At 50.4% G+C, this 20269-nt stretch carries 22 protein-coding genes; 16 read left to right on the plus strand and 6 right to left on the minus strand.

Translation table 11 applies throughout. The features are described 5' to 3' along the window. Positions 1-79 precede the first annotated feature (79 nt). From xylA to L1N85_RS04625, 3 genes are all read left to right on the plus strand, one after another. Positions 80-1393 carry a xylose isomerase gene (gene xylA / locus L1N85_RS04615; RefSeq protein WP_235235385.1) on the plus strand — a complete coding sequence of 438 codons (1314 nt, stop codon included), beginning with the start codon at positions 80-82 and terminating at the stop codon, positions 1391-1393. Positions 1394-1413: 20 nt separating this feature from the next. Further along, the gene (gene xylB / locus L1N85_RS04620) at positions 1414-2910 is read left to right on the plus strand and encodes a xylulokinase (RefSeq protein ID WP_235235387.1); all 1497 of its coding nucleotides are present in this window, start codon (positions 1414-1416) and stop codon (positions 2908-2910) included. Positions 2911-3211: 301 nt separating this feature from the next. After that, a complete protein-coding gene (locus L1N85_RS04625; RefSeq protein WP_235235389.1) occupies positions 3212-4003 on the plus strand; it encodes a sugar phosphate isomerase/epimerase family protein in 792 nt (263 codons plus the stop codon). A gap of 81 nt (positions 4004-4084) precedes the next feature. On the opposite strand, the gene L1N85_RS04630 is transcribed toward L1N85_RS04625, so the two are convergent. Continuing rightward, positions 4085-5035: a helix-turn-helix domain-containing protein gene (locus L1N85_RS04630; protein ID WP_235235391.1), complete on the minus strand. Its 951-nt coding sequence runs from the start codon at positions 5033-5035 to the stop codon at positions 4085-4087. A 133-nt stretch (positions 5036-5168) separates the two neighbouring features. On the opposite strand from L1N85_RS04630, the gene L1N85_RS04635 reads away from it, so the two are divergent. From L1N85_RS04635 to L1N85_RS04645, 3 genes are all read left to right on the plus strand, one after another. Continuing rightward, positions 5169-6005 (plus strand): phytanoyl-CoA dioxygenase family protein, encoded by an 837-nt coding sequence (locus tag L1N85_RS04635; protein ID WP_235235393.1) that lies wholly within the window; start codon positions 5169-5171, stop codon positions 6003-6005. Between the two features lie 311 nt (positions 6006-6316). Continuing rightward, complete coding sequence (locus tag L1N85_RS04640; protein WP_235235395.1) at positions 6317-7882, plus strand: GMC oxidoreductase; 1566 nt, start codon at positions 6317-6319, stop codon at positions 7880-7882. Between the two features lie 64 nt (positions 7883-7946). After that, positions 7947-8357, plus strand: a complete 411-nt coding sequence (locus L1N85_RS04645) for a hypothetical protein (protein ID WP_235235397.1) — start codon at positions 7947-7949, stop codon at positions 8355-8357. 66 nt (positions 8358-8423) lie between these two features. Here L1N85_RS04645 and L1N85_RS04650 read toward each other — a convergent pair whose 3' ends face one another. Further along, positions 8424-9680, minus strand: a complete 1257-nt coding sequence (locus L1N85_RS04650; protein WP_235235399.1) for a BaiN/RdsA family NAD(P)/FAD-dependent oxidoreductase — start codon at positions 9678-9680, stop codon at positions 8424-8426. Positions 9681-9743: 63 nt separating this feature from the next. On the opposite strand from L1N85_RS04650, the gene L1N85_RS04655 reads away from it, so the two are divergent. From L1N85_RS04655 to L1N85_RS04690, 8 genes are all read left to right on the plus strand, one after another. Next, positions 9744-10586 carry an alpha/beta hydrolase gene (locus L1N85_RS04655; protein ID WP_235235401.1) on the plus strand — a complete coding sequence of 281 codons (843 nt, stop codon included), beginning with the start codon at positions 9744-9746 and terminating at the stop codon, positions 10584-10586. Positions 10587-10701: 115 nt separating this feature from the next. Next, entirely contained in the window at positions 10702-12369 is a 1668-nt protein-coding gene (locus L1N85_RS04660) for an ATP-binding protein (RefSeq protein WP_235235403.1), read from the plus strand. A 50-nt stretch (positions 12370-12419) separates the two neighbouring features. Then, positions 12420-12560, plus strand: coding sequence for a hypothetical protein (locus L1N85_RS04665; protein ID WP_235235405.1), 141 nt, complete (start codon positions 12420-12422; stop codon positions 12558-12560). 15 nt (positions 12561-12575) lie between these two features. Beyond that, positions 12576-12956 (plus strand): DUF3905 domain-containing protein, encoded by a 381-nt coding sequence (locus tag L1N85_RS04670; RefSeq protein ID WP_235235407.1) that lies wholly within the window; start codon positions 12576-12578, stop codon positions 12954-12956. A gap of 99 nt (positions 12957-13055) precedes the next feature. Next, entirely contained in the window at positions 13056-13490 is a 435-nt protein-coding gene (locus tag L1N85_RS04675) for a BrxA/BrxB family bacilliredoxin (RefSeq protein ID WP_235235409.1), read from the plus strand. 15 nt (positions 13491-13505) lie between these two features. Then, positions 13506-14315, plus strand: coding sequence for an ammonia-dependent NAD(+) synthetase (nadE, locus tag L1N85_RS04680; protein ID WP_235235547.1), 810 nt, complete (start codon positions 13506-13508; stop codon positions 14313-14315). 233 nt (positions 14316-14548) lie between these two features. Next, positions 14549-14719 carry a hypothetical protein gene (locus tag L1N85_RS04685; RefSeq protein WP_235235411.1) on the plus strand — a complete coding sequence of 57 codons (171 nt, stop codon included), beginning with the start codon at positions 14549-14551 and terminating at the stop codon, positions 14717-14719. Positions 14720-14729: 10 nt separating this feature from the next. After that, positions 14730-16493, plus strand: a complete 1764-nt coding sequence (locus L1N85_RS04690; protein ID WP_235235413.1) for a copper resistance CopC/CopD family protein — start codon at positions 14730-14732, stop codon at positions 16491-16493. A 4-nt stretch (positions 16494-16497) separates the two neighbouring features. Here L1N85_RS04690 and L1N85_RS04695 read toward each other — a convergent pair whose 3' ends face one another. From L1N85_RS04695 to L1N85_RS04705, 3 genes are all read right to left on the minus strand, one after another. Continuing rightward, on the minus strand, positions 16498-16992 hold the full coding sequence (locus tag L1N85_RS04695) for a peptidase M56 (RefSeq protein ID WP_235235421.1): 495 nt from the start codon (positions 16990-16992) through the stop codon (positions 16498-16500). A 140-nt stretch (positions 16993-17132) separates the two neighbouring features. Next, positions 17133-17561, minus strand: a complete 429-nt coding sequence (locus L1N85_RS04700; RefSeq protein ID WP_235235423.1) for an RDD family protein — start codon at positions 17559-17561, stop codon at positions 17133-17135. Between the two features lie 12 nt (positions 17562-17573). After that, a complete protein-coding gene (locus L1N85_RS04705) occupies positions 17574-18956 on the minus strand; it encodes a M48 family metallopeptidase (RefSeq protein WP_235235425.1) in 1383 nt (460 codons plus the stop codon). A gap of 159 nt (positions 18957-19115) precedes the next feature. Between L1N85_RS04705 and acpS the strand changes: the two genes are divergently transcribed. Further along, the gene (acpS, locus tag L1N85_RS04710) at positions 19116-19514 is read left to right on the plus strand and encodes a holo-ACP synthase (RefSeq protein ID WP_235235427.1); all 399 of its coding nucleotides are present in this window, start codon (positions 19116-19118) and stop codon (positions 19512-19514) included. A gap of 60 nt (positions 19515-19574) precedes the next feature. Then, the gene (locus tag L1N85_RS04715; RefSeq protein ID WP_235235429.1) at positions 19575-19799 is read left to right on the plus strand and encodes a hypothetical protein; all 225 of its coding nucleotides are present in this window, start codon (positions 19575-19577) and stop codon (positions 19797-19799) included. A 77-nt stretch (positions 19800-19876) separates the two neighbouring features. Here L1N85_RS04715 and L1N85_RS04720 read toward each other — a convergent pair whose 3' ends face one another. Then, positions 19877-20224: a c-type cytochrome gene (locus tag L1N85_RS04720; RefSeq protein WP_235235431.1), complete on the minus strand. Its 348-nt coding sequence runs from the start codon at positions 20222-20224 to the stop codon at positions 19877-19879. Between the last annotated feature and the right edge of the window lie 45 nt (positions 20225-20269).

Genomic DNA, 20269 nt, shown 5'->3' on the forward strand with positions numbered 1-20269 from the left:
CAAACTAAGTTTGCCCGTGTTATTCTGTCATTAAGCAATTCAAAACTACTTTAATTCCGTGAAGGAGGATTTAGTTCTAATGAGCTATTTCAAAGAAATCAACACTATCCAGTTTGAAGGTAAGGGCTCGGACAATCCGCTTGCCTTTAAACATTACGATCCAAAACAAGTCGTTCTAGGCAAAACAATGGAAGAGCATCTTCGCTTCGCGGTTGCTTATTGGCATACGTTCAACGCTAACGGAACAGACCCGTTCGGCGCTCCTACAATGATACGCGGCTGGGATCAATATAACGGCCTCGACCGTGCGAAAGCGCGCGTTGAAGCGAACTTCGAATTCATGAACAAATTGAACATTCCTTTCTACGCGTTCCACGACGTGGATATCGCGCCAGAAGGCGAAACGCTGCAAGAAACAAACAAAAACCTCGATGTGATCGTGGCTATGCTGAAAGACAACATGAAGTCCACCGGCAAAAAGCTGCTTTGGAACACGGTTAACATGTTCTCCAACCCGCGTTTCGTTCACGGTGCAGGCACGACCTGCAATGCTGACGTATACGCTTACGCAGGCGCGCAGCTGAAAAAAGGTCTTGAGGTCGGTAAAGAGCTTGGCGCTGAAAACTATGTATTCTGGGGCGGACGCGAAGGCTACGAAACGCTTCTTAATACGGATATGGGCTTTGAGCTCGATAACCTGGCCCGTTTGTACCACATGGCAATCGCTTATGCGAAGGAAATCGGCTTCGACGCACAATTCCTGATCGAGCCTAAACCGAAAGAGCCGACGAAGCACCAATATGACTTCGATGCGGCAACTACCATTGCGTTCTTGCAAAAATACGGCTTAAAGGATCACTTCAAGCTCAACCTTGAAGCGAACCATGCAACGCTTGCAGGCCATACGTTCGAGCATGAAATCCGCACAGCGGCTATCAACGGCATGCTTGGCTCGCTCGATGCGAACCAAGGCGATCTGCTTCTTGGCTGGGATACGGATGAATTCCCTACGGATCTGTACTCCACTACTCTAACGATGTTTGAAGTATTGAAAGCTGGCGGCATCGGCCGCGGCGGCGTTAACTTCGACGCGAAGGTGCGTCGCGGCTCATTCGAGGCGGAAGATCTGTTCCTAGCGCACATCGCGGGTATGGACAGCTTCGCTTGGGGACTTAAAGCAGCGGCTAAATTGATTGATGAAAAGATCCTTGATAACATCGTCGACAACCGCTACCGCAGCTTCAAGGAAGGCATCGGCGCAGAAGTCGTTTCCGGCAAAGCGACGCTGGCTTCACTTGAGCAATACGCGCTTCAAAACAATCCGATCAAAAACGAGTCCGGCCGCCAAGAGCGTATCCGCCTCATGCTTAGCGAAGTTATTTTCAGCGTTTAAGTCGGGAGGATCTGCGACAAATGAGCTATGTTATCGGTATAGATTTAGGAACGAGCGCGGTAAAAGCGCTGCTCGTCGACCGTAATGGTACGGTAGCCGCGGAAGCATCCCGCAGCTACCCGCTGTTCCATGAACATTCCGGCTGGAGCGAGCAAAGGCCGGATGACTGGGTAGACGCGACGATTGAAGCGCTGCATGAGCTCGCTTCGACAGCCGGCATCGACGCCGCTGCCATTGAAGGCATCAGTTTCTCCGGCCAAATGCACGGATTAGTGCTGCTGGACGAGGAAGGCAATCCGGTTCGCAACGCGATATTGTGGAACGATACCCGCACGACGGAGCAATGCCGCGAAATCGAGCGTACGCTTGGCGGCAAGCTGCTCAGCGTGACGCGCAATCCAGCGCTGGAGGGCTTCACGCTTCCTAAGATCCTTTGGGTTCGTCAGTATGAGCCGGAAGCTTTCGCGAAAGCGAAGCTGTTCCTTCTTCCGAAGGACTATCTGCGTTACCGTCTGACGGGCGAGCTGCATATGGACTATTCCGATGCGGCAGGTACGCTATTGCTGGATGTAGCAGGCAAAGCATGGAGCAATGAAGTGCTTGAAGCGTTCGGGCTCTCGGCCAGCTTCTGCCCGCCGCTTGTCGAATCGCACGGCCTGGTCGGAACGCTGCTTCCGCAAATGGCGGAGCGCACGGGCATGCCGGCGGCAACTAAGGTATTCGCGGGCGGCGCCGATAATGCGTGCGGAGCGATCGGTTCCGGCATTTTGTCCGAGGGGCTTACGCTTTGCAGCATCGGCACGTCCGGCGTCATCCTCTCCTACGAGAATGACAAAACGAAGGATTTCGCCGGCAAGGTGCATTTCTTCAACCATGGCAAAGAGGATTCCTTCTACGTGATGGGCGTTACCCTCGCGGCAGGCTACAGCCTCAGCTGGTTCAAGAAAACGTTCGCGCCGAACGAGTCTTTCGATCAATTGCTTGAGGGCGTAGGGGATGTTAAACCGGGAGCGGGCGGCTTGCTGTTCACGCCGTACCTCGTCGGCGAGCGTACACCGCATGCCGATTCCGTCATCCGCGCCAGCTTCATCGGCGTCGACGGCTCGCATGAGCGCAAACACTTCGCCCGGGCGGTAATGGAGGGAATTACTTTCTCGCTTAACGAGTCGGTCGATATGTTCCGCCGTGCCGGCAAAACGGTCGGTACGATCATCTCGATTGGCGGAGGCGCGCAAAACCCGGTCTGGCTGCAAATGCAGGCCGACATCTTTAATGCTGATGTCGTTGCGCTCGAGAACGAGCAAGGACCGGGACTAGGAGCTGCAATGCTTGCAGCTTACGGCTCCGGATGGTTCGACAGCCTCAAGTCGTGCGCGGACAAATTCGTGAAGCATGCGGATTCCTACTCGCCGCAGCCGGAAGCGGCAGCGGCTTATGAGGACATTTTCAAAGTTTATCAACAGGTATATGAGCAAACCCGCAGCTTGAATGAGGCGATAGCGCCTTATCGCGGTTAAGCTGTACAGATAGAAAGGGCTGTTATCCTCGCGAGAGGATGACAGCTCTTTTTTTTGTATAAACATGACTTATGCAGTTCGTCCCATTTGATGGAAGCTGTTTTATTATCATAGAAGATGGATTTATACAGTAACTCTTCGGTCCCAAGCCCCGATTGGCGCGCTATAAATAAAGGATATTTCTTGGCATTGCTTAATTATGCTAAAATTGAATATGTGCTAATCGAAGGGGCGGATCCATCTCATATTTCTTTCGAGCTTGCGCCTTTATTTTTAGTTTCCACTTCTAGGGAGGGTTATTATGAAACTGCAATTATTTCATGCTTTTTGGGGCATGAACGGGTCATTGAGGGAGAAATTCGAGCGTGCTGCGTCGAACGGTTATCAAGGAATTGAAACGGGGCTTCCGGGAGCGAACGACAAGAATGAGTTCAAGGAGCTGCTGCAGGAGTTCGGCCTGCTGTATATCCCTCAGATCTACTCGTACGGCAATCATAAGGAAACCTATCACGAGCAATTGGAAAATACGTTGGAATTTTCTCCGCTCTTCGTAAATTCGCATACCGGCAAAGATTATTTGGCGGAGGAAGAGCAATTAACCTTGTTTGAATTCGCTTTGAGCAAGGAAAAGGAACTCGGCGTCGCCGTGGCGCATGAAACCCACAGGGGACGCGCCATGTTTACTCCGCGCGCTACCGTGAAGCTGCTTAAGCAATTCCCCGATTTGAAAATTACGGCAGATTTCAGCCATTTTACATGCGTTTGCGAATCGTTGCTTCATGATCAGGAAGAGGATTTGGCCTTTATGATTGGGCGCACCCTGCATACGCATGGAAGAGTGGGTTATACGCAAGGACCTCAGGTTCCTCATCCTGCAGCGCCTGAATATGCGGAGGAGCTGGCAAGATTCGAGGGCTGGTGGGATGAGATTTGGAAGCAGCACCGCCAAGCAGGCAAGCCGCATACGACGGTGACACCCGAGTTCGGACCGGTCAACTACATGCCGCGTATTCCGTTCACGGGCGAGCCGACAGCGGATTTGTTTGAGGTCAATCAATTTATCGCGAAGCGCTTCTCTGAGAAATATAACTAAATTCGAATCTGTTGCTTACAAAAGGCAGCTTAATCCCGGCGGATATTTCACCGGGTAAGGCTGCCTTTTTCCGTGTAATCATTATGCTTGCCCGGTTTGCATTCCGCTTCCGCTGCGGGCTTTGCGCCATTCGGTCGGCGTAACGCCCACGAAGCGCTTGAACACGGTAGCAAAATGCTGACTCGATTGATATCCTAACCGATGCGTAATGTCTGTTACGGAATCTTGGGATTCCGTAAGCTGACGGCAAGCTTCCTTCACGCGGAGCCGCTCGACGAATGTGATGGGCGGCTCTCCGGTATATTCCTGAAACGTGCGGTAGAAATGGGAAGCGCTGACGCCTGCGAATGCGGCCAGCTTCTCCACGGAAGGCCGCCACTCCGGTTCCTTGCCCATTTTGTCGATAAGCATGTCGAATTGACGCAATAAATCATCCGCCACTGCGCTGGTGCCAGCGCCAGGCTGAATAAAGGCAAGCAGCAAGTCAAGAAGAGCATGACGCACAGCCATACTTTGTAAAGGACTTTCATTCATCAGCGCTTTTTTTAATTTCTTGAAAGACTCAACGGGATTTAATCCGATATGAACCACTCGCGGTAATTTCGCGAGAGCTTGTTCGATAAGCTTGCTTTCCTCCGGCGAGAGCCGGAGCCATCCTTGATGATGGGGAACGGCTATAATGATCCACCAAAACTTGCATGGCTCTATGACATTGAAGCCGCCGCGGTGTTTCTCTCCGGGACGCGAATAGAACAAATCGCCGGCCTGCGTTTCGTATATGACGTCATTTAGCTCCCAGCTGGCTTTTCCCCGCTCTATGAGAACGAATTCGTAGCATCCCGGGTGTTCATGCTCGAAGAGCGGCAGCGCTTTGCGTATTTCATCGCTTCCGAACATGACGAATTCCGGTACCAGGCTGATAAGCGGATCACTTTCCGTATTGTAGGTCCAACGCGCGTTTCGGGGTACCGTGGAGCTCCCGGGCTCTTTTGAAATCAGACTGCTGTCATCCGAATATGGCTTATCCTCCAAGGGTATCCTCTCTTTCCCCATATGTTTCTATGTGTGTTCTTATGTTTCTTATCCTACTTCGTAATAACAAGAACGTCAAACGATGCCCTCAAGGGTTAAGATGAAGACAACCACATTAAAGGAGGATTTATCAATGACATTACAAGCGGAACGCCAGTATAAAATTACGCAGCAGGATAAGGAAACATTTAATCGAGACGGGTATTGGATCAGTCCGAAGCTGATCGACGACGAGCAAATCGAGCGTTTGCGCAAGGCGCATGAGCGTGTCTGGTCGGGCGATTACGACGGCGACGGGGTGCCTATGAATCCATTCCGGCTTAGCGGCAACCCGGATGCGCTTCGTAAATTTGATAACGGCTGGTGGATCAACGACGAGGTGCGCAAGGTCGTTACCGATCCTTTTATCGGACAGCTGTCGGCTGATTTGCTCGAGACGGATGAAATTCGGCTGTGGCATGATCAGGTCATTTATAAGCCGGGCATAGGCAACAAGACCTCCGGGGATGGCAATGTAGGCTGGCATCAGGATTACGGTTACTGGCAATGTTCGGACACGCCCGATATGATCACCGTTTGGATCGCACTGCAGGATACGGATTTGACGAACGGCGGCATGATGACGATATTGGGATCGCATAAGTGGGGACTGATACAAGGCAGTGACTCCTTCTTCAATCAAGACTTGGAGGGATTGCAGCAAAAGTATTCGGGAGGCCGCGACTGGATTGAAGAGCCCTGCATCTTGAAAGCAGGCCAAGCAAGCTTTCATCACGCTCTTACGTTTCACGGCTCGGGACCGAATCGTACGAATGATCCGCGCCTTTCCGTTGTAGCGCATGTCATGAAGGGCGGAACGAGCTATCGCGCCGGCGTCCAGCGTCATGAAAACATCCGCCTGATCGGCCCGCGTCCGGTCAATGGCCAAGCCTTCGCAAACGACTTTTTCCCTGTATTATACAAAAAATAACAGCAGACCCTATCGGCGAAGACCTCTGGAATTTCATTTCCAGCGGATCGATCGATCTCCACAAAGCCATCGATATTAGCACTAAAACCATGCAGACCGATAAGGGGCATGGTTTTAGTGCTATTTTCTGCAATCGTATTTGGAAATTTCACTGCTCGGCTTCGGCATTAAACATAAAGCTTTCCCGGATTCATGGGGGGACCCCGCGAATATAGCAGGAAAGACAGAAGTATATATGAAGTTATGAAGTATCTGCGGAGGGATGGAGAATACTTGATCTTGCGCGATAATGCTGAAAGGGTGTGTGGGCATTGAGGATATATATTGCCGATGACGGAGATACGCTTAGAACAATCGCTCAAAAAAACGATGTCGAAATCAGGCAGCTGATTTCACTCAATCCGTTTATCCCAAGCATCGATCTTAATATCGCAGGCAAATCGGTGAAGCTGCCTTCTCCGTCCGTCACAATTAGGACCGATGCCCCTCTCCTTTCTTGCGATCTATTTATCCCTCAGGTTTCATTGGAACGAATGGCTCAGACCGACTATGATGTGATTGTCGTCGGAACAGGTGCGGGAGGAGGGGCGGCAATTTGGCGGTTATGCGATCAATTGAGGGATACCGGAAAAAAGATCGGCGTCGTTGAAGCAGGGCCTGTTTTGCTGCAAACACATGCAGATAATCTCCCCATATTGAGCGAACAGTTATCTTTCCAAAATGTATCGGTACCGACCGGGAATTTTTTGAGGACGAGATTGGTTTATGCGCTGGGGGGAAGAATGTTATATTGGTCGCTCGTCAGTCCCCGAATGTACGTTGGCGAACTGGCTCGTTTCCCTGTCACTTTGCAAGGGATGGAATTATATTACAACCTAGCCGAACAGATCATGAACGTCACGACGCGCATGAAACCTTCTCCCTACATGAATCCGTTTGCGCAAATCCTGTTGACCCGACTTTGGGAGGGAGGTTTTCCCGAAGCGACAGTCGGACCGTTGGCTTCTAACTTTGAGCCTGAAAAATATGGTTCCGTCGTTCATTTCAGTTCCCTTTCTTTTTTGGGCGAAGGCTTAAAGCAGCGGCCTTTCGATTTGGCCGTCAATGCCAGAGCGGTACAAATTCTCACCGAACAAGGCAAAGCGGCCGGCGTCAAGGTTATGACTCCAGAAAAAAAATCCTACGTTTTATCTGCAAAAAAAGTCGTTTTATCGGCCAGCGCTTTTGAAACGCCGCGGCTGCTGCTTTATTCCGGAATTGAAGGGAGAGCAATCGGACACTATTTGACACACCATACTCATTTGGAATTCAACTTTAAAACAAGCCTTATGCGAAAAGATTTGCCGGATACCGGACCGGTCTTTATAATGCTTCCCCAAACCGAAAACCGTCCTTATCAGTTTGTATTCAACGTCACGGTTCAAATACTGGAACCGATAGCGGAGCTTGAAGTGAGGGGCGGCGTTTTCGGCAAGGTTGAGCCGCGTTTTGAAAACAAGGTGACGTTGAACCCGCTAATGAAGGATGAATATGGCGTACCGATGCTGCAAGTCGATTTTTCCTATAGTGAACAAGATGAAGCGGTTATGGCCCAAATGGCGGATGCTGTCAAAACGTTCGCTGCTGTCATGGGGGCTAGTATGGAACCCGAGATCCAGAGGATTACGGGGAGGGATTATCACGAAGCCGGAACCTGTCGTATGGGCGATGATCCCGCCACTTCCGCAACGAATCGGTTCGGGCAAATTCATAACGTATCCGGTCTATATGTCGCGGATAACAGTGTGCTTCCTTCTACCGGAGCTGCCAACCCGACGCTTACCACCGTGGCCATGGCTATCCGTACGGCAGATCATATCGCGCAAAACTTAAGATGAAGAATGACATTAATTTCGGAAAATTTGGCATGCTATAACAAATGATTGGAAAGGAAGATGAGAAATGACTTTTAACTCAGCATTATTGTTTGATTTTAACGATGCCCAGAGCGCTTCGCTTGCTTGCGAAACGCTGCAGCAGCTCGGTTACGAGACTGTTCTGCATGAGGGAAGCCGCATGCATGTTCATTTGGAAGGCAGCGATCTGACGTCGGCGCTCGAAATCGCGCAGGCACATGGCGGGCAGCTGGTCGAGCAAGCCCGGATCTCACAAGGGGCATTAACCGACACCGCGTATTCGCTTGATGCAATTGCCATACCTGCCCATCTGGTGAATGAGGAGTGGTCATCATCAGACGAGCAGTTTGAGGAAGCAGAGGGGCTGCGCAATCGAGATGACGATGCCGGCTTCAATGACGAGTTTTTGCCTGATCCCGGCACTTACGACCATTTTTCCGGAGATGTGCGGGCTTAGAGCGAATAAGGATACGAAAGAGGCTGCAGCCAAGTCATAGCGCTTGGCCCGCAGCCTCTTTCGTTTTTATTTGAGCACGGCGTTTTGGCCTGCCGTGTACCCTGTCGAGAAAGCAGCCGTAATGTTGTATCCTCCCGTATAGCCATGGATATCCAAAATTTCTCCGCAGAAGTACAGTCCTTCCATCAGCTTCGATTGCATCGTCTTCGGATCGATTTCCTTCAAATTTATGCCTCCGCCGGTTACGAAAGCATCTTCTATAGACAAGGTACCGTACACTCGAATCGGAAAATGCTTGATAAGCTGCGATAGGGCTAACCAATCCTGCTTCGGAATATGATCGAAGGTAAGGCTATCCGGAAGTCCGGCCTTCCGAAGCAGGAGCGGAATCATTTTTTCGGGCATATAGCCCTTGAGCACGTTCTTGATCGTTTTCTTGGATTCCTGCTCGGCCAGCCTCAGCGTTTCCCGGTAGACCTCGTCTTTGCTCTTGTCAGGCAGCAAGTCGACAGCTACCTCAATATTGCCCGTGCCGAACTGCTTCAATGCCTTCACGACAAACTGGCTGCACCTTAGAACGATCGGACCCGAGATGCCGAAGTGAGTGAAGAGCATATCGCCCCGATGCGATATGACGGGTTTACCCTTCGGGCTCCATACGGACAGCGCCACATCCCGAAGCGACAGCCCTTGAAGCTCTTTACTTGTTATGAAGGGCTCGTTCGACGTGAGAGGCACCTCGGTTGGAAAGAGTTCCGTTACCGTATGGCCGGCTTTCTCCGCCCACGGATAGCCGTCTCCAGTTGAGCCGGTCTGAGGCACCGATTTGCCGCCGGAGGCGACGATAACGCTTCTGCCGCGAAAAACTTCACCGGATTTTAACCGGACGCCTTCGACTCTTCCATCCGCATACATGATATGATCGACGGGAGCGTTGAGATGAATTTTGACTCCTTGCTTGCGTACTTGACCCACGAGCGTGTCTACGACGGTTTTCGCTTTGTCGGAAACGGGAAACATACGTCCGTTATCCTCTTCCTTAAGCGCTATGCCAAGGTTCTCGAAAAATGCGATAATATCTTTATTATTAAAGTTAGAGAAGCTGCTGTGCAGAAACCGCCCGTTGCCGGGTATATGCTTGATCAGCTCGTCCAAGTCCTTATTGTTGGTTACATTACATCTGCCGCCGCCGGATATGCCGAGCTTGCGTCCCAGCTTGTCGCCTTTGTCGAGCAAAAGCACGCTTGCGCCATTCTTGCTAGCCGCTATGCTGGCCATTAATCCGGCGGAGCCGCCGCCGATTACAATTGCATCATATTGCATTTCGATCCACCTGCTATTTTAATTAGTATGACTATCATACCACAAAAGAAAGGCGGCGTTGCGATGTTGCGCGAGGAATGGCATTCAATCGGTGCAAATAAGGCTTATCTTTTCATTCGGGAATGGAAACCGGAAGCTGCGCGGGTAAAAGCGGCCGTTTGTCTCGTGCATGGAATGGGGGAGCATGGCGATCGCTACAGCCACGTCGCGGAGTATTTCACCGAAGCAGGTTATGCGCTCATGGCGTTAGATCAGTACGGTCATGGCCGCTCCTCCGGCAAACGGGGCCACCTGAATTCGCTTATTGCAGCAGCCAGCGATACTGGCCTTATCATAGAAGAGGCAGGTAAAAGACACCCAGACGTACCTGTCTTCCTATACGGTCACAGCATGGGCGGAAATGTGGCGTTAAATTGCGCTTTGCGCCTTAATCCGCCAATTAAAGGACTCATTCTAACGAGCCCATGGCTTCGTCTTGCGTTTAAGCCCCATCCGGCGGTAGAGTGGATTGGACGCAGGCTGGCTTCAATCGTACCGGCGCTTCAGCAAGAAACCGGCCTTAATCCCGCGGATTTATATCGTCCGGGCTATGCCAAGGCCGCGCCTATCGTGGAGGATCCGTTATGCCATACCAAAATTACGCTCCATACCTATCGCGAAATCGATGCCGGCGGCGAATGGGCGCTTGCGCACGCAGACAGTCTGGAGGTGCCCGTGCTGCTTATGCATGGTTCCTCCGACCGGATCACTTCACTTGCAGCAAGCGAGCTGTTAGCGGAGCGGCTTGGCGCGAAATGCGAATGGAAAATTCGGGAGGGCGGCTTCCACGAGCTTCATAATGATGTGGAGGGCGAGCAAAACATAAAGCAAATCATCGATTGGATAGAACTACAATTGTCAAAATAAATCGTTTATGTTTTAATCGTTTATAGTTTAATAAATTTGGTATTAAGGAAAAAATCCATATTTTACTACATATATGGCATGTATTCGGAAAGAGAGTAGAGGGAGCCGATCATCCGTGCTAAAGGAATTGCTGTTACAATTTGTCGTATCCTTATTGCCGATATTCGCCTTCCAGCTCTGGCATGACAAAGAGCAGGGCTGGAAGGGAACAACCGTCTTTATGTGCATATTTTGCAGCGTATCGATGGCGCTTTGCATGATGACCGCCCCGAACATATTTGGCTATGAAGTGGACTTTCGCCTGATTCCTTATATGATAGGTTCTTTATACGGCGGATTTCCTGCGCTTGCCGTATTGACGCTGGTCTATGTGACGATGCGGATTCCTATGCTGGACAGTACATGGGAAACGGTGAGTTTTATCATATTTGTGGCCGGCTTCGTTCCGCTTATCTTTTTGTCCATAGGTCCTTTTAGGAGGGCCTCGGCTTTACGCAAAGAACGTTACGGGCTGCAGCTTATGTCCTTATTAATGCTTTACTTTATTGTTACGATAACCGGCTTTATCTCAGTTAGCGAAGAAAAATGGTCGTTTTTTATGGTAGTGGCGCTTATATTGGCCGTTTCCGCCACATTGACGTCAACGTGGCTGTCCATATATATGATCGAGAGCGTAAAGGAGAAGCAGCAGCTCCATGAAGAAGTTACGCGCTTATCGACGAATTACCGGAACGAAGTGGAGAAGCTGCAGCAGCTTATAGATGAGACAGCCTTCGCTGTTATCATCGTTAATAACGAGGGCCGAATTACGCATTTTAACAAAATGGCGACAGAGCTGCTGAGCCTTCATCCCGCTTATAAGGATGCATGGCAGTTGATTGGAGTCCCGTTTCCGATAGTATTTCAAGGACCGGAAGATGCTTGCGTCAATATGCTCCGTCAGGCGCTTATGGGAACAAGGGCTACATCATTGCCTTTCGTAATCCGCGATAAAATATTGCTCAAGACAAGCTTCTCCCTTCGAAGCTCGCACAATAATGAAATCGCGGGGGCAGCCCTGATCGCACATGACGTAACGGAAATTAGTCAGCTTAGAGACGAGGTAGGGCGAATGGAACGCCTTAGCCTTGTCGGTCAGATGGCGGCGAGCATTACGCATGAAATACGCAATCCGATGGCGGTTATACGCGGCTTCGTCCAGCTCATTCAGGAGCGCAGCCCGAAAAACCAGCAGGAATATTTTCGAATCGTCATGGAAGAGCTTGACCGGGCCAATATGATTATTAGCGACTTTTTGTCGCTTGCCCAGAATAGAGCGCTGAAAATGGAAGTATCGTCGCTGCACGATATCATCAATGAATTAATTCCGCTGCTTAATGCCGATTCGAACCTGCGCGGACAATCGATAGAAGTAAGCCTTTGCCGCGATATGCCGCTTTTGATGTTGAACGACAGAGAAATTAAGCAGATGCTGCTTAATCTGGCCCGCAACGGCATGGAGGCGATGGACGGCAAGGGGGTTCTGCGCATTAGCACCAGCCTCATGAGTGACAAAATCGAGCTGCGCATTGCAGATGAAGGAGTAGGCATTAACCCTGATAAAATGAAGCATTTATTCGAGCCGTTTTTTACGACAAAATCGCATGGAACAGGTCTTGGGCTGCCGCTATGCTTAAGCATCGCCGAGCGCCATAACGGACGAATCGACGTGGAATCCACGGAAGGCGAAGGGACAACCTTTATCGTGACCTTCTTCTTGCCGAAAGCTCCTCTCTGTAAATAAGGCAGGCGGCTGCTGTACATACTACTTAAAAAAGGGAGGAGGGGATTGTTTTGACACAGCATAATGAGGAAAAGGGCCGTTCGGCCGAGCAAGCGCAGCAGGCTGCGAAGAACGCTGCCGGTAAAGGAAAGTCGCCGGAATCGGAAGGCTTTGACAAAAAGCTGGATGGCCCGAATCGGCCGTCTACATAGTACGGGGGTGATCGTTTGGCTGATCAGGAGCATAAGGGGGCGAGTGACCTGCCGAAAGGAGATCCGGCGCTGGATCCGTATGAGATCGAGTTTTTGCCGCAGTTTCGGGAAGGCCGGGGAAGCAGAGCTCCTTTTGTAAATAAGCATGGCGTCGTCATCGGCGATCATGAATACGAGTCGTCGAACTCGCCGCTGTCGCTGTGGAGCACCGAGACGGACCCGGCAATCATGGCAGGGGACGAGTGGGTGCATCCGTTCAAGGATGTCGGCTTTCAGACGGCGGAGAACCGCGATATTTTCGAGAAGGGACTTCCGCCGCAAGGCGGCATATTCATGCATCCGGACAAAAATGCCGCTTACGGAGTCGGAGACCCGGATGATTCTGAAGATGAATAGGAAAAAGAGCAACCGGAGTGAGCAGACTCCGGTTGCTTTATTTTGATTACGGACGGTATAATAGTAGCTAAAATAAAGTAATTAAAGGAGTGTGTTTCGATGTCGATGTCATTCGAACGATACATGTTAGATATGGTGCAGCCTATGCGGGACGATCTTACCCGCATTGGCATTCAGGAGCTTCGCACGCCTGAAGAGGTAGAGCAAGCCTTGCCGGATGCAAAAGGAACGGCGCTCGTTGTCGTCAACTCGGTTTGCGGCTGCGCGGCGGGACAATGCCGTCCAGGCGTAGCGGAGGCGCTTCAGCACGATATTACCCCTGATCATTTATATACGGTATTTGCCGGACAGGATAAAGAAGCGACAGCGAAAGCACGCGAATATTTTGCGCCGTACCCGCCGTCTTCCCCTTCCATCGCCCTGATGAAGGACGGAGAGCTGGTACACTTTATCGAGCGCCACCAGATCGAAAATCGTTCCGCAGCGGACATTGCAGCCGATCTGTCAGACGCTTTCGATCGGTTTTGCCGATAGGCCGGGACGGTTATGATGAGCCTGCAGCAGGAAATCATCGAACGCCTTGGCGTAAAGCCGGAAATCGATCCGGAGACGGAAATTCGCAAACGGGTCGATTTTTTAAAGCAATACGTGAAGCAGTCGGGAACGACGGGATTGCTCATCGCGATCAGCGGCGGCATTGACAGCGCGGTTGCGACAGGTCTGTGCAAGCGCGCGACGGATGAGCTTAGCGCCGAATCTGGCCGCGAATACATGACGCTCGGCGTATTCCAGCCCTATGGCGACCAATCGGATATCGCAGACAGCTATGCCGTTGCAGAAGCCTTCCAGCTGAAGCATAAAGTGGAAACGAATATTGCGGAAGCGGTAGACGAAATTACGCTTGAGGTCGAGCACGGCTTCAAAGCGCTTGGCATACCGCGGCATTTGAGCCGGGGCGGCAAGGGGAATATTAAGGCGAGAACGCGGATGGTTACGCAATATGCGCTTGCCTTTGACCTTAACCTGCTCGTGGTCGGCACGGACCATGCGTCCGAGGCGGTCACCGGCTTTTTCACGAAATGGGGCGACGGCGCGGTAGACATTACTCCGCTCAGCACGCTGAACAAACGTCAGGTTCGCCAGCTGGCCTCCCATATCGGCGTTCCGCAGAGCGTGCTGGACAAGGCGCCGACCGCCGGCCTCTGGGATGGACAAACCGACGAGGAGGAGCTCGGCATCACTTACGGTGACAACAGCGACTACCTTGAAGGCAAAGATATCAACGCCGAAGCGCGTGAAAAGCTGGAGAAGCAATATTTGAAAACCGAGCACAAGCGCTCCCCGATCCCGGGGATTTAAGCTGCTGTTCGATTGAGTAAGAGACTTCCCTTAAGTCTGAGTCATCGGCTTGGGGAGGTCTCTTTTTTTTGCTGCCGATTCTGATGTATAAAATGCAGTGGTTGCATTGCATAGTTCTTTAAGGCGATATTCACATAACTTTCACAGGTACATAGCTCTATCGAGTCATGTCGCTACAGCCTCCGATTGATACAATTTGGACAGTTAATCCAATACATCGGAGGTTGTTTTTTATGGAATTTCGCAAAAAAATCGCAGGCGCGGCTTTGGCCGCCGTATTAACGCTAGGCGCCGCAGTACCTGTATTCGCGCATGACGGCTGGACCCAAACGAGCTCGCCGATCGTGGCGGCCGGACAAGTCTCTTATGTGGAGCTTGTTAACGTGACGTTTAACGATTTATAAGAAATAATCGATGATGAAGAAACCGTTAAGCTGTATAGCTTTACTTATTATGATGTGGGCATGCCTGCCGAGCTTCGTCTCGGCGCATGCCTATATTTTGCAATCGACACCTATGCAGGATGCGGAGCTGATCGCCTCTCCATCCGTCATACGGATTACATTTACGGAAAAGATCGATACAAAACTAAGCTCCATTACGCTGCAAAATACGGCTGACGGAAGCCGAATAGCGCCGACTGCTGAAGCGGTAGAGCCGACAGCCAGCTCAACGCTTGTAGAAACAGCGATGCCTGCGGTAACAACAGAACTGAATGCCGACGTGAGCGCAGATGGAGGCTTGCAAACGCCATTGCCAACGGCTGAGACGATTGATCAACCTGAAGGTAAGGAGGCTGAAGCGAGTACTGATGCCGCAGCGACTGATGAGGAGACGGAGCACATCCACACGGAAGGCGAGCATGATCATACAGACGGCCACGGACTGATGGTTTTGCTGCGAGTACTGGATGTTTTGGCGGGGGCGGTGCTTGCGGGCCTCTTATTTTTCCGCCTCTTCATTTGGCGTGAGGCTGGGGACGAAGCGCCGTTTGGTTTTACGCTGCGGGCAGAAAGAATCGTAATTACAGCGGCGGCGCTTGTATGGGTAATATCAGGATGGATCAGGCTGTCCATGCTCTCGGAGCAATTCGGAAGCTTGTCCTACTATACGCTGGCGGCCGAAACGATGATCGGTAAGATCGCTGTATTAAGACCAGCTGGAGCATTGCTTGTGCTCTTGCTGGCATTCGCGCCCGTCCGCGAGCGGTTATGGGCGAACCGCGTGAAGCTTATAGCTGTGGCTGCGCTAATCGTGACCTTTCCATTGACGGGTCATGCTTACGCTGCCGTCAAAGATGCGGCAGCGGCTGTTGCTGCGCATGCGGTTCATATGTGCGCCGCCGCCATTTGGTTCGGCGGACTTGGAGGGCTGCTCTCGTTGACCTTCTGCCGCCATGCAATCGATCGCTTGAATCAGACAGCGACGCGCTTCTCAGAGTGGGCATGGCCTAGTATGTCGCTTATTCTAGTAAGCGGCGTATGGCTTTCTCTCGCGAGGCTTTCATCTTGGCGAGAGCTCCTGTCAACGGAATATGGACAGCTAATCTTTGCGAAATCATGCCTCATGCTGCTTGTACTCGTTATCGCCGCGCTGCATACGCTTGTGTTTATGCCGAATATTGCGAAAGCGATGGCCGCGGGCTCATTGCCTCCCGCCGAGCTTAGCCAAACCGCCACTGCTCGCGGTTTGCTGCTCGGCGTTCGGATCGAAGTGCTGCTAGCCATTAGCTTATTTGTGCTTGCAGGCTGGTTATCCTCCACCTCTCCGCCGTCTGATGCTGACACGCAGCGGCAACGGGAGCCCTTTTACTGGCATGTCATGGGCGAGCAAGCGCATATGAGCCTGCGTATGGCTGACGAAGAGGCATCAGAAGAGCAGACGGTTCGGCTTGATGTATGGCTGCCTGAAGGCATGGGAGCGCCGGTCTCGGCTGCAGCGGCCATAACGCCTCAGCGTAATGGTCAGGCTGAGCCTGGCGGCGAACAAGTGACGATTCCATTAGAGCTTCAGCCTGAAGCAGTAGAACTTTATGAGTATCCGGGCTTTACAAAGTACACGTATCTGGCAGCAGGCGCTTTCGTAGACTATACGATAGAAAGCCTAATAACGGTGGACGTGAGCGATGCGGACGGTAACGACTTCCATTACGAAAAGGCGATAGGGAGGGAGAGATAAAGGGTTAAATAAACGTCAGCCCCCGCGCCAGCGGAACGATGTGTTGATGGTCGGCCCACAGGATGAAGTAATTGTAGAAGGTTCCTTGTATTAAAACAGGACGGGGATACATAACGATCAGAGCGGCCTGATTTCTCAATTCCATCGGCTGGTCGTCCGACGGGAAAATGAAGCAGGCTTCCTGATAATGGATATGCGTCATGACAATCCGGGGTGTAGAACCGTAGGGCCTTAAGGGATGAAAGGCTTCCGTACGGCATACTTCGTCAATTTGGCCCTCAGACGAAATCGCGGAAATTTGAAAAAATCCGTCGGTCCCTTCATACCGTTCCTCCGTGACTTTACGCCAGTTTGCCGGATAAGGAAAAGAAACGCGGTATAGCGGATAAGTATAAATTTTGTACGGAGGGGTCTTAATAACCGACCACTGTAGAGCTGTGATTCGTCCTCCGGCTATCCATCCGGAGTCTCCCGATCGAGACATTTCAATACTTCCCATGAACAAAATCCTCCCCGGTAAACTTCTTTTAACATCATTTCAGTTTATTCAGGATAAGGGTCATAGGCGCATGGCAGCCAAAAGAAAAACATCCGAATCCACCATTTTTGTGAATTCGGATGCTTTTTAATCCTACATTATTAATTGCCCGGCTTTTCATATGTGACATAAGTGCCTGCAATGAAGTCGTGAATGCTTCGTTTATCATTGCGCAACCCAATCATAAATGCACTTACAATGAGTGCGATTCCCAATGTAACACCGTAAATAATTGAAGCGACAATAACGCGCATAAGCATTGTTCCAAAACCGACTTTATCGCCATTCACTTTTACAATCCGAATTCCGACAATGCGTTTGCCCACGGTATATCCAAGCCAAATGACAGGAAGGATTAAACCATACAAAATCGAGATGATGTTTGTATAAATATCTTCTCCCCAGGCGCCCGTTATCAAATAGCTAATGAATGTTAGCGGCACCATCACGACGATGGCATCTAAAATGATTGCTGCTGCGCGGATCCAAAATCCTGCAGGTCTAACGATGGATTGGGTGTTTGCTTCCATTACAAGATCCTCCTAGTTATAATTTCTTAATAAGGTTACAGTTTCCTGATTTCCTTGCTTGATTGCGTGTTTCAGTGCAGTCGAATCTTCATAATCTTTCACGTCTGTATTTGCGCCAGCATCTAACAAAGCTTGTGCAATTTCATTTTGTCCGCTTGATACGGCGTATATTAGGGGGGTCCAACCGTTATAATCTTGGTGATCGATGTCGGCGCCTGTCTCAAGCAATGATTGAACAATTTCGATATGACCGTCGCCGGCAGCCATCATTAAAGGAACAACGCCGTAATAATCCTCAATATTTGGATCTGCTCCTTTGCCAATCAATGCTTTGGACGCTTCGATATCAGAAGCTTTCACAGCCCAATGTAACGCAGTCCAACCATTATAATCCTGAGTATCTAAAGGTTCCCCCGCGTTTAATAAATTATTCAATTTTTGGCGATCTCCATCGATAACTGCATCAATCAACGGCGGGGTGGAGTCAAGATTCGAGTTTATCTCGACCTCATTCATCAGCGATTCAATATCGAGCTTTTTAAGAGCAAACATGCTTCCGCCGATTATGAGAGCAAACAGTAATGTAACGGCTGATATCCCAAACCAAATTTTTTTAGACGATCGATTAGCGGCGATTGCGTTCTCATCATCCCCCATGAACAATCCAATTTCTCTAATTCGTTTCGGCAAAGGAGGATGGGTTGATAAAATTTCACTCAACCAGATGATAAAACCCTTTTCCTCATTTACTTGATTGAGATAGCTTGTTCGGTTGACACGTTTAGACAGCATTTTCCCAACGCTGAACATAGTTAAGCAATTTTTGGCCGCTTCCGAATTTCCTGTGTAAAAAGCAGCGAATCGGTCGCAGGTGTATTCGCAAGCGCGGGAATAAGCTTGTGTGACTCCAGGAATCCACATAGCAGGCAGCACCATCAATTGCGTTGAAATATGCCGGCGCTTAATATGAGCCAGCTCATGCGCGATCACAAAAGACAGCTCATCTTCTGCGCCTTCTTCAATCAGCTCAAAAATCGCAGAGTACAGCACAACCATGTTACGTCCAAAAAAGCGGGTGGCAAAAGCGTTTAATGCTCCGCTTGATTCCAACACATACACTTCGGGGATAGACTTCATCTCCATTTTTGCGCACAGCTCTTTAATCTTGTCGTACACTTCTGGAAATTGCTCTGGATTCAAACGGACTCCGTTCGTTCGGATATACCCGAGCATCAGGGCATGTAATAATAATGATATCGCTAGAAACAAACCCAAATAGACAATTCCTATGAGTGAGGAAATCAGACTAATATAAGTCCCGATACTGAAAACAAGAGCAATAATAAAATATTTCCGTTCATTCTTATGGATCAGGTTCTTCGGAGAATCGTTCATTGCTTTGCTTTCTCTCCTTCGTATATATTTCAAACATATTGATTATAGATACATTTGTATATAAAATCTATATGTATTATTTGGGATTAATATAGGCAAATCTTGACTTCAAACAGCCCATCTGCTAATCTCACCTTCAAGGAAAAGGCGGGTGTAAGCATGATCATCGGCATCGGACATGATTTGTCGGATATAACAAGAATGGCAAAAATAATAGACGGCCGCACGGGCAGCCGTTTTATGGAGCGAGTGCTTTCGGCAGGCGAGAGGGAGCTCGCGGCGCAGTATCAGGGTGAGCGTCTATATCAATTTACGGCCGGGCGATTTGCCGCGAAGGAGGCGGTCGTGAAAGCATTCGGCTGCGGAATCGGCCAGGTTATCGGCTTCACGGATATCGAAATTTTGCGCGGAGACTGCGGAAAGCCGGTATGCCGTTTGTCCGAGGCGGCGTGGAGTCGCCTCGGACTAAATCCGGAAGCCGTTAGCATTCATGTGACAATCACGCATGAGCGTACGCTGGCTTCCGCTTTCGCGGTTGCTGAACGGATCATGCAGTAACCTTTTGTCTATACTTGGAATGTAATATACCAAGCGGATAGGCGAGAGGGGATGGCAGCGATGAGAGATCGGCAGCAGAAGGCGAGGCGTCGTTTTAAGACGGGGCAATGGGTCGAGTATGACGGCTTATATTCGGATGATTGGGGCGGTGACCTGATGCTTATGCAAGGCGACCTCTTTCCGGTTCATCCGCTGATGGGCGTAACGAACTGGACGTATGCCGGCCAAACCTCTATTCATTACTCGAAGTCTCCAAAAATGAACGGTCATCATATCGGTTATTAGATCGTCCGGCGATCATACGAAAGGACTGCCCAAAAGCGGCAATTAGCCGCTTCCGAGAAGTCCTTTTTTTCATTTGATTACTTCTTTCCAGCCAGCCAATCCGCCAGTCCAGCGATTTCCCCGGCGGTCAGCCGATCCTTGAAGGCAGGCATCGTGGCTCCTCCTTGTTCGATTTGCTCCGTTATATCCGCCGCGCTCATCCGTTCTCCGAGCTTCTGAAGGTTAGTCGCAGGGCCGATTCTTCCCTGCAGCTCGGTACCGTGACAGTTCACACAGTTTGCTTTATAAATCGTCATCACCTTTGCTGGCCCGTCGAGAGCATTTTCCCTTGTTTGCGCTCCTTCGCCGCAGCCTATAATCGCTGCCATCAGCCCGGCTGCAGCGGCCAATTTTAGCCCCGAACGTATCATTCGTTGTTTAGGCATAAATCCCCCACCTTTTAAAAATTCAATATATTGTTAATTTTGAAA

This window comes from Paenibacillus alkaliterrae (genome assembly GCF_021532375.1).
Classification (GTDB): Bacteria; Bacillota; Bacilli; order Paenibacillales; family Paenibacillaceae; genus Pristimantibacillus; species Pristimantibacillus alkaliterrae.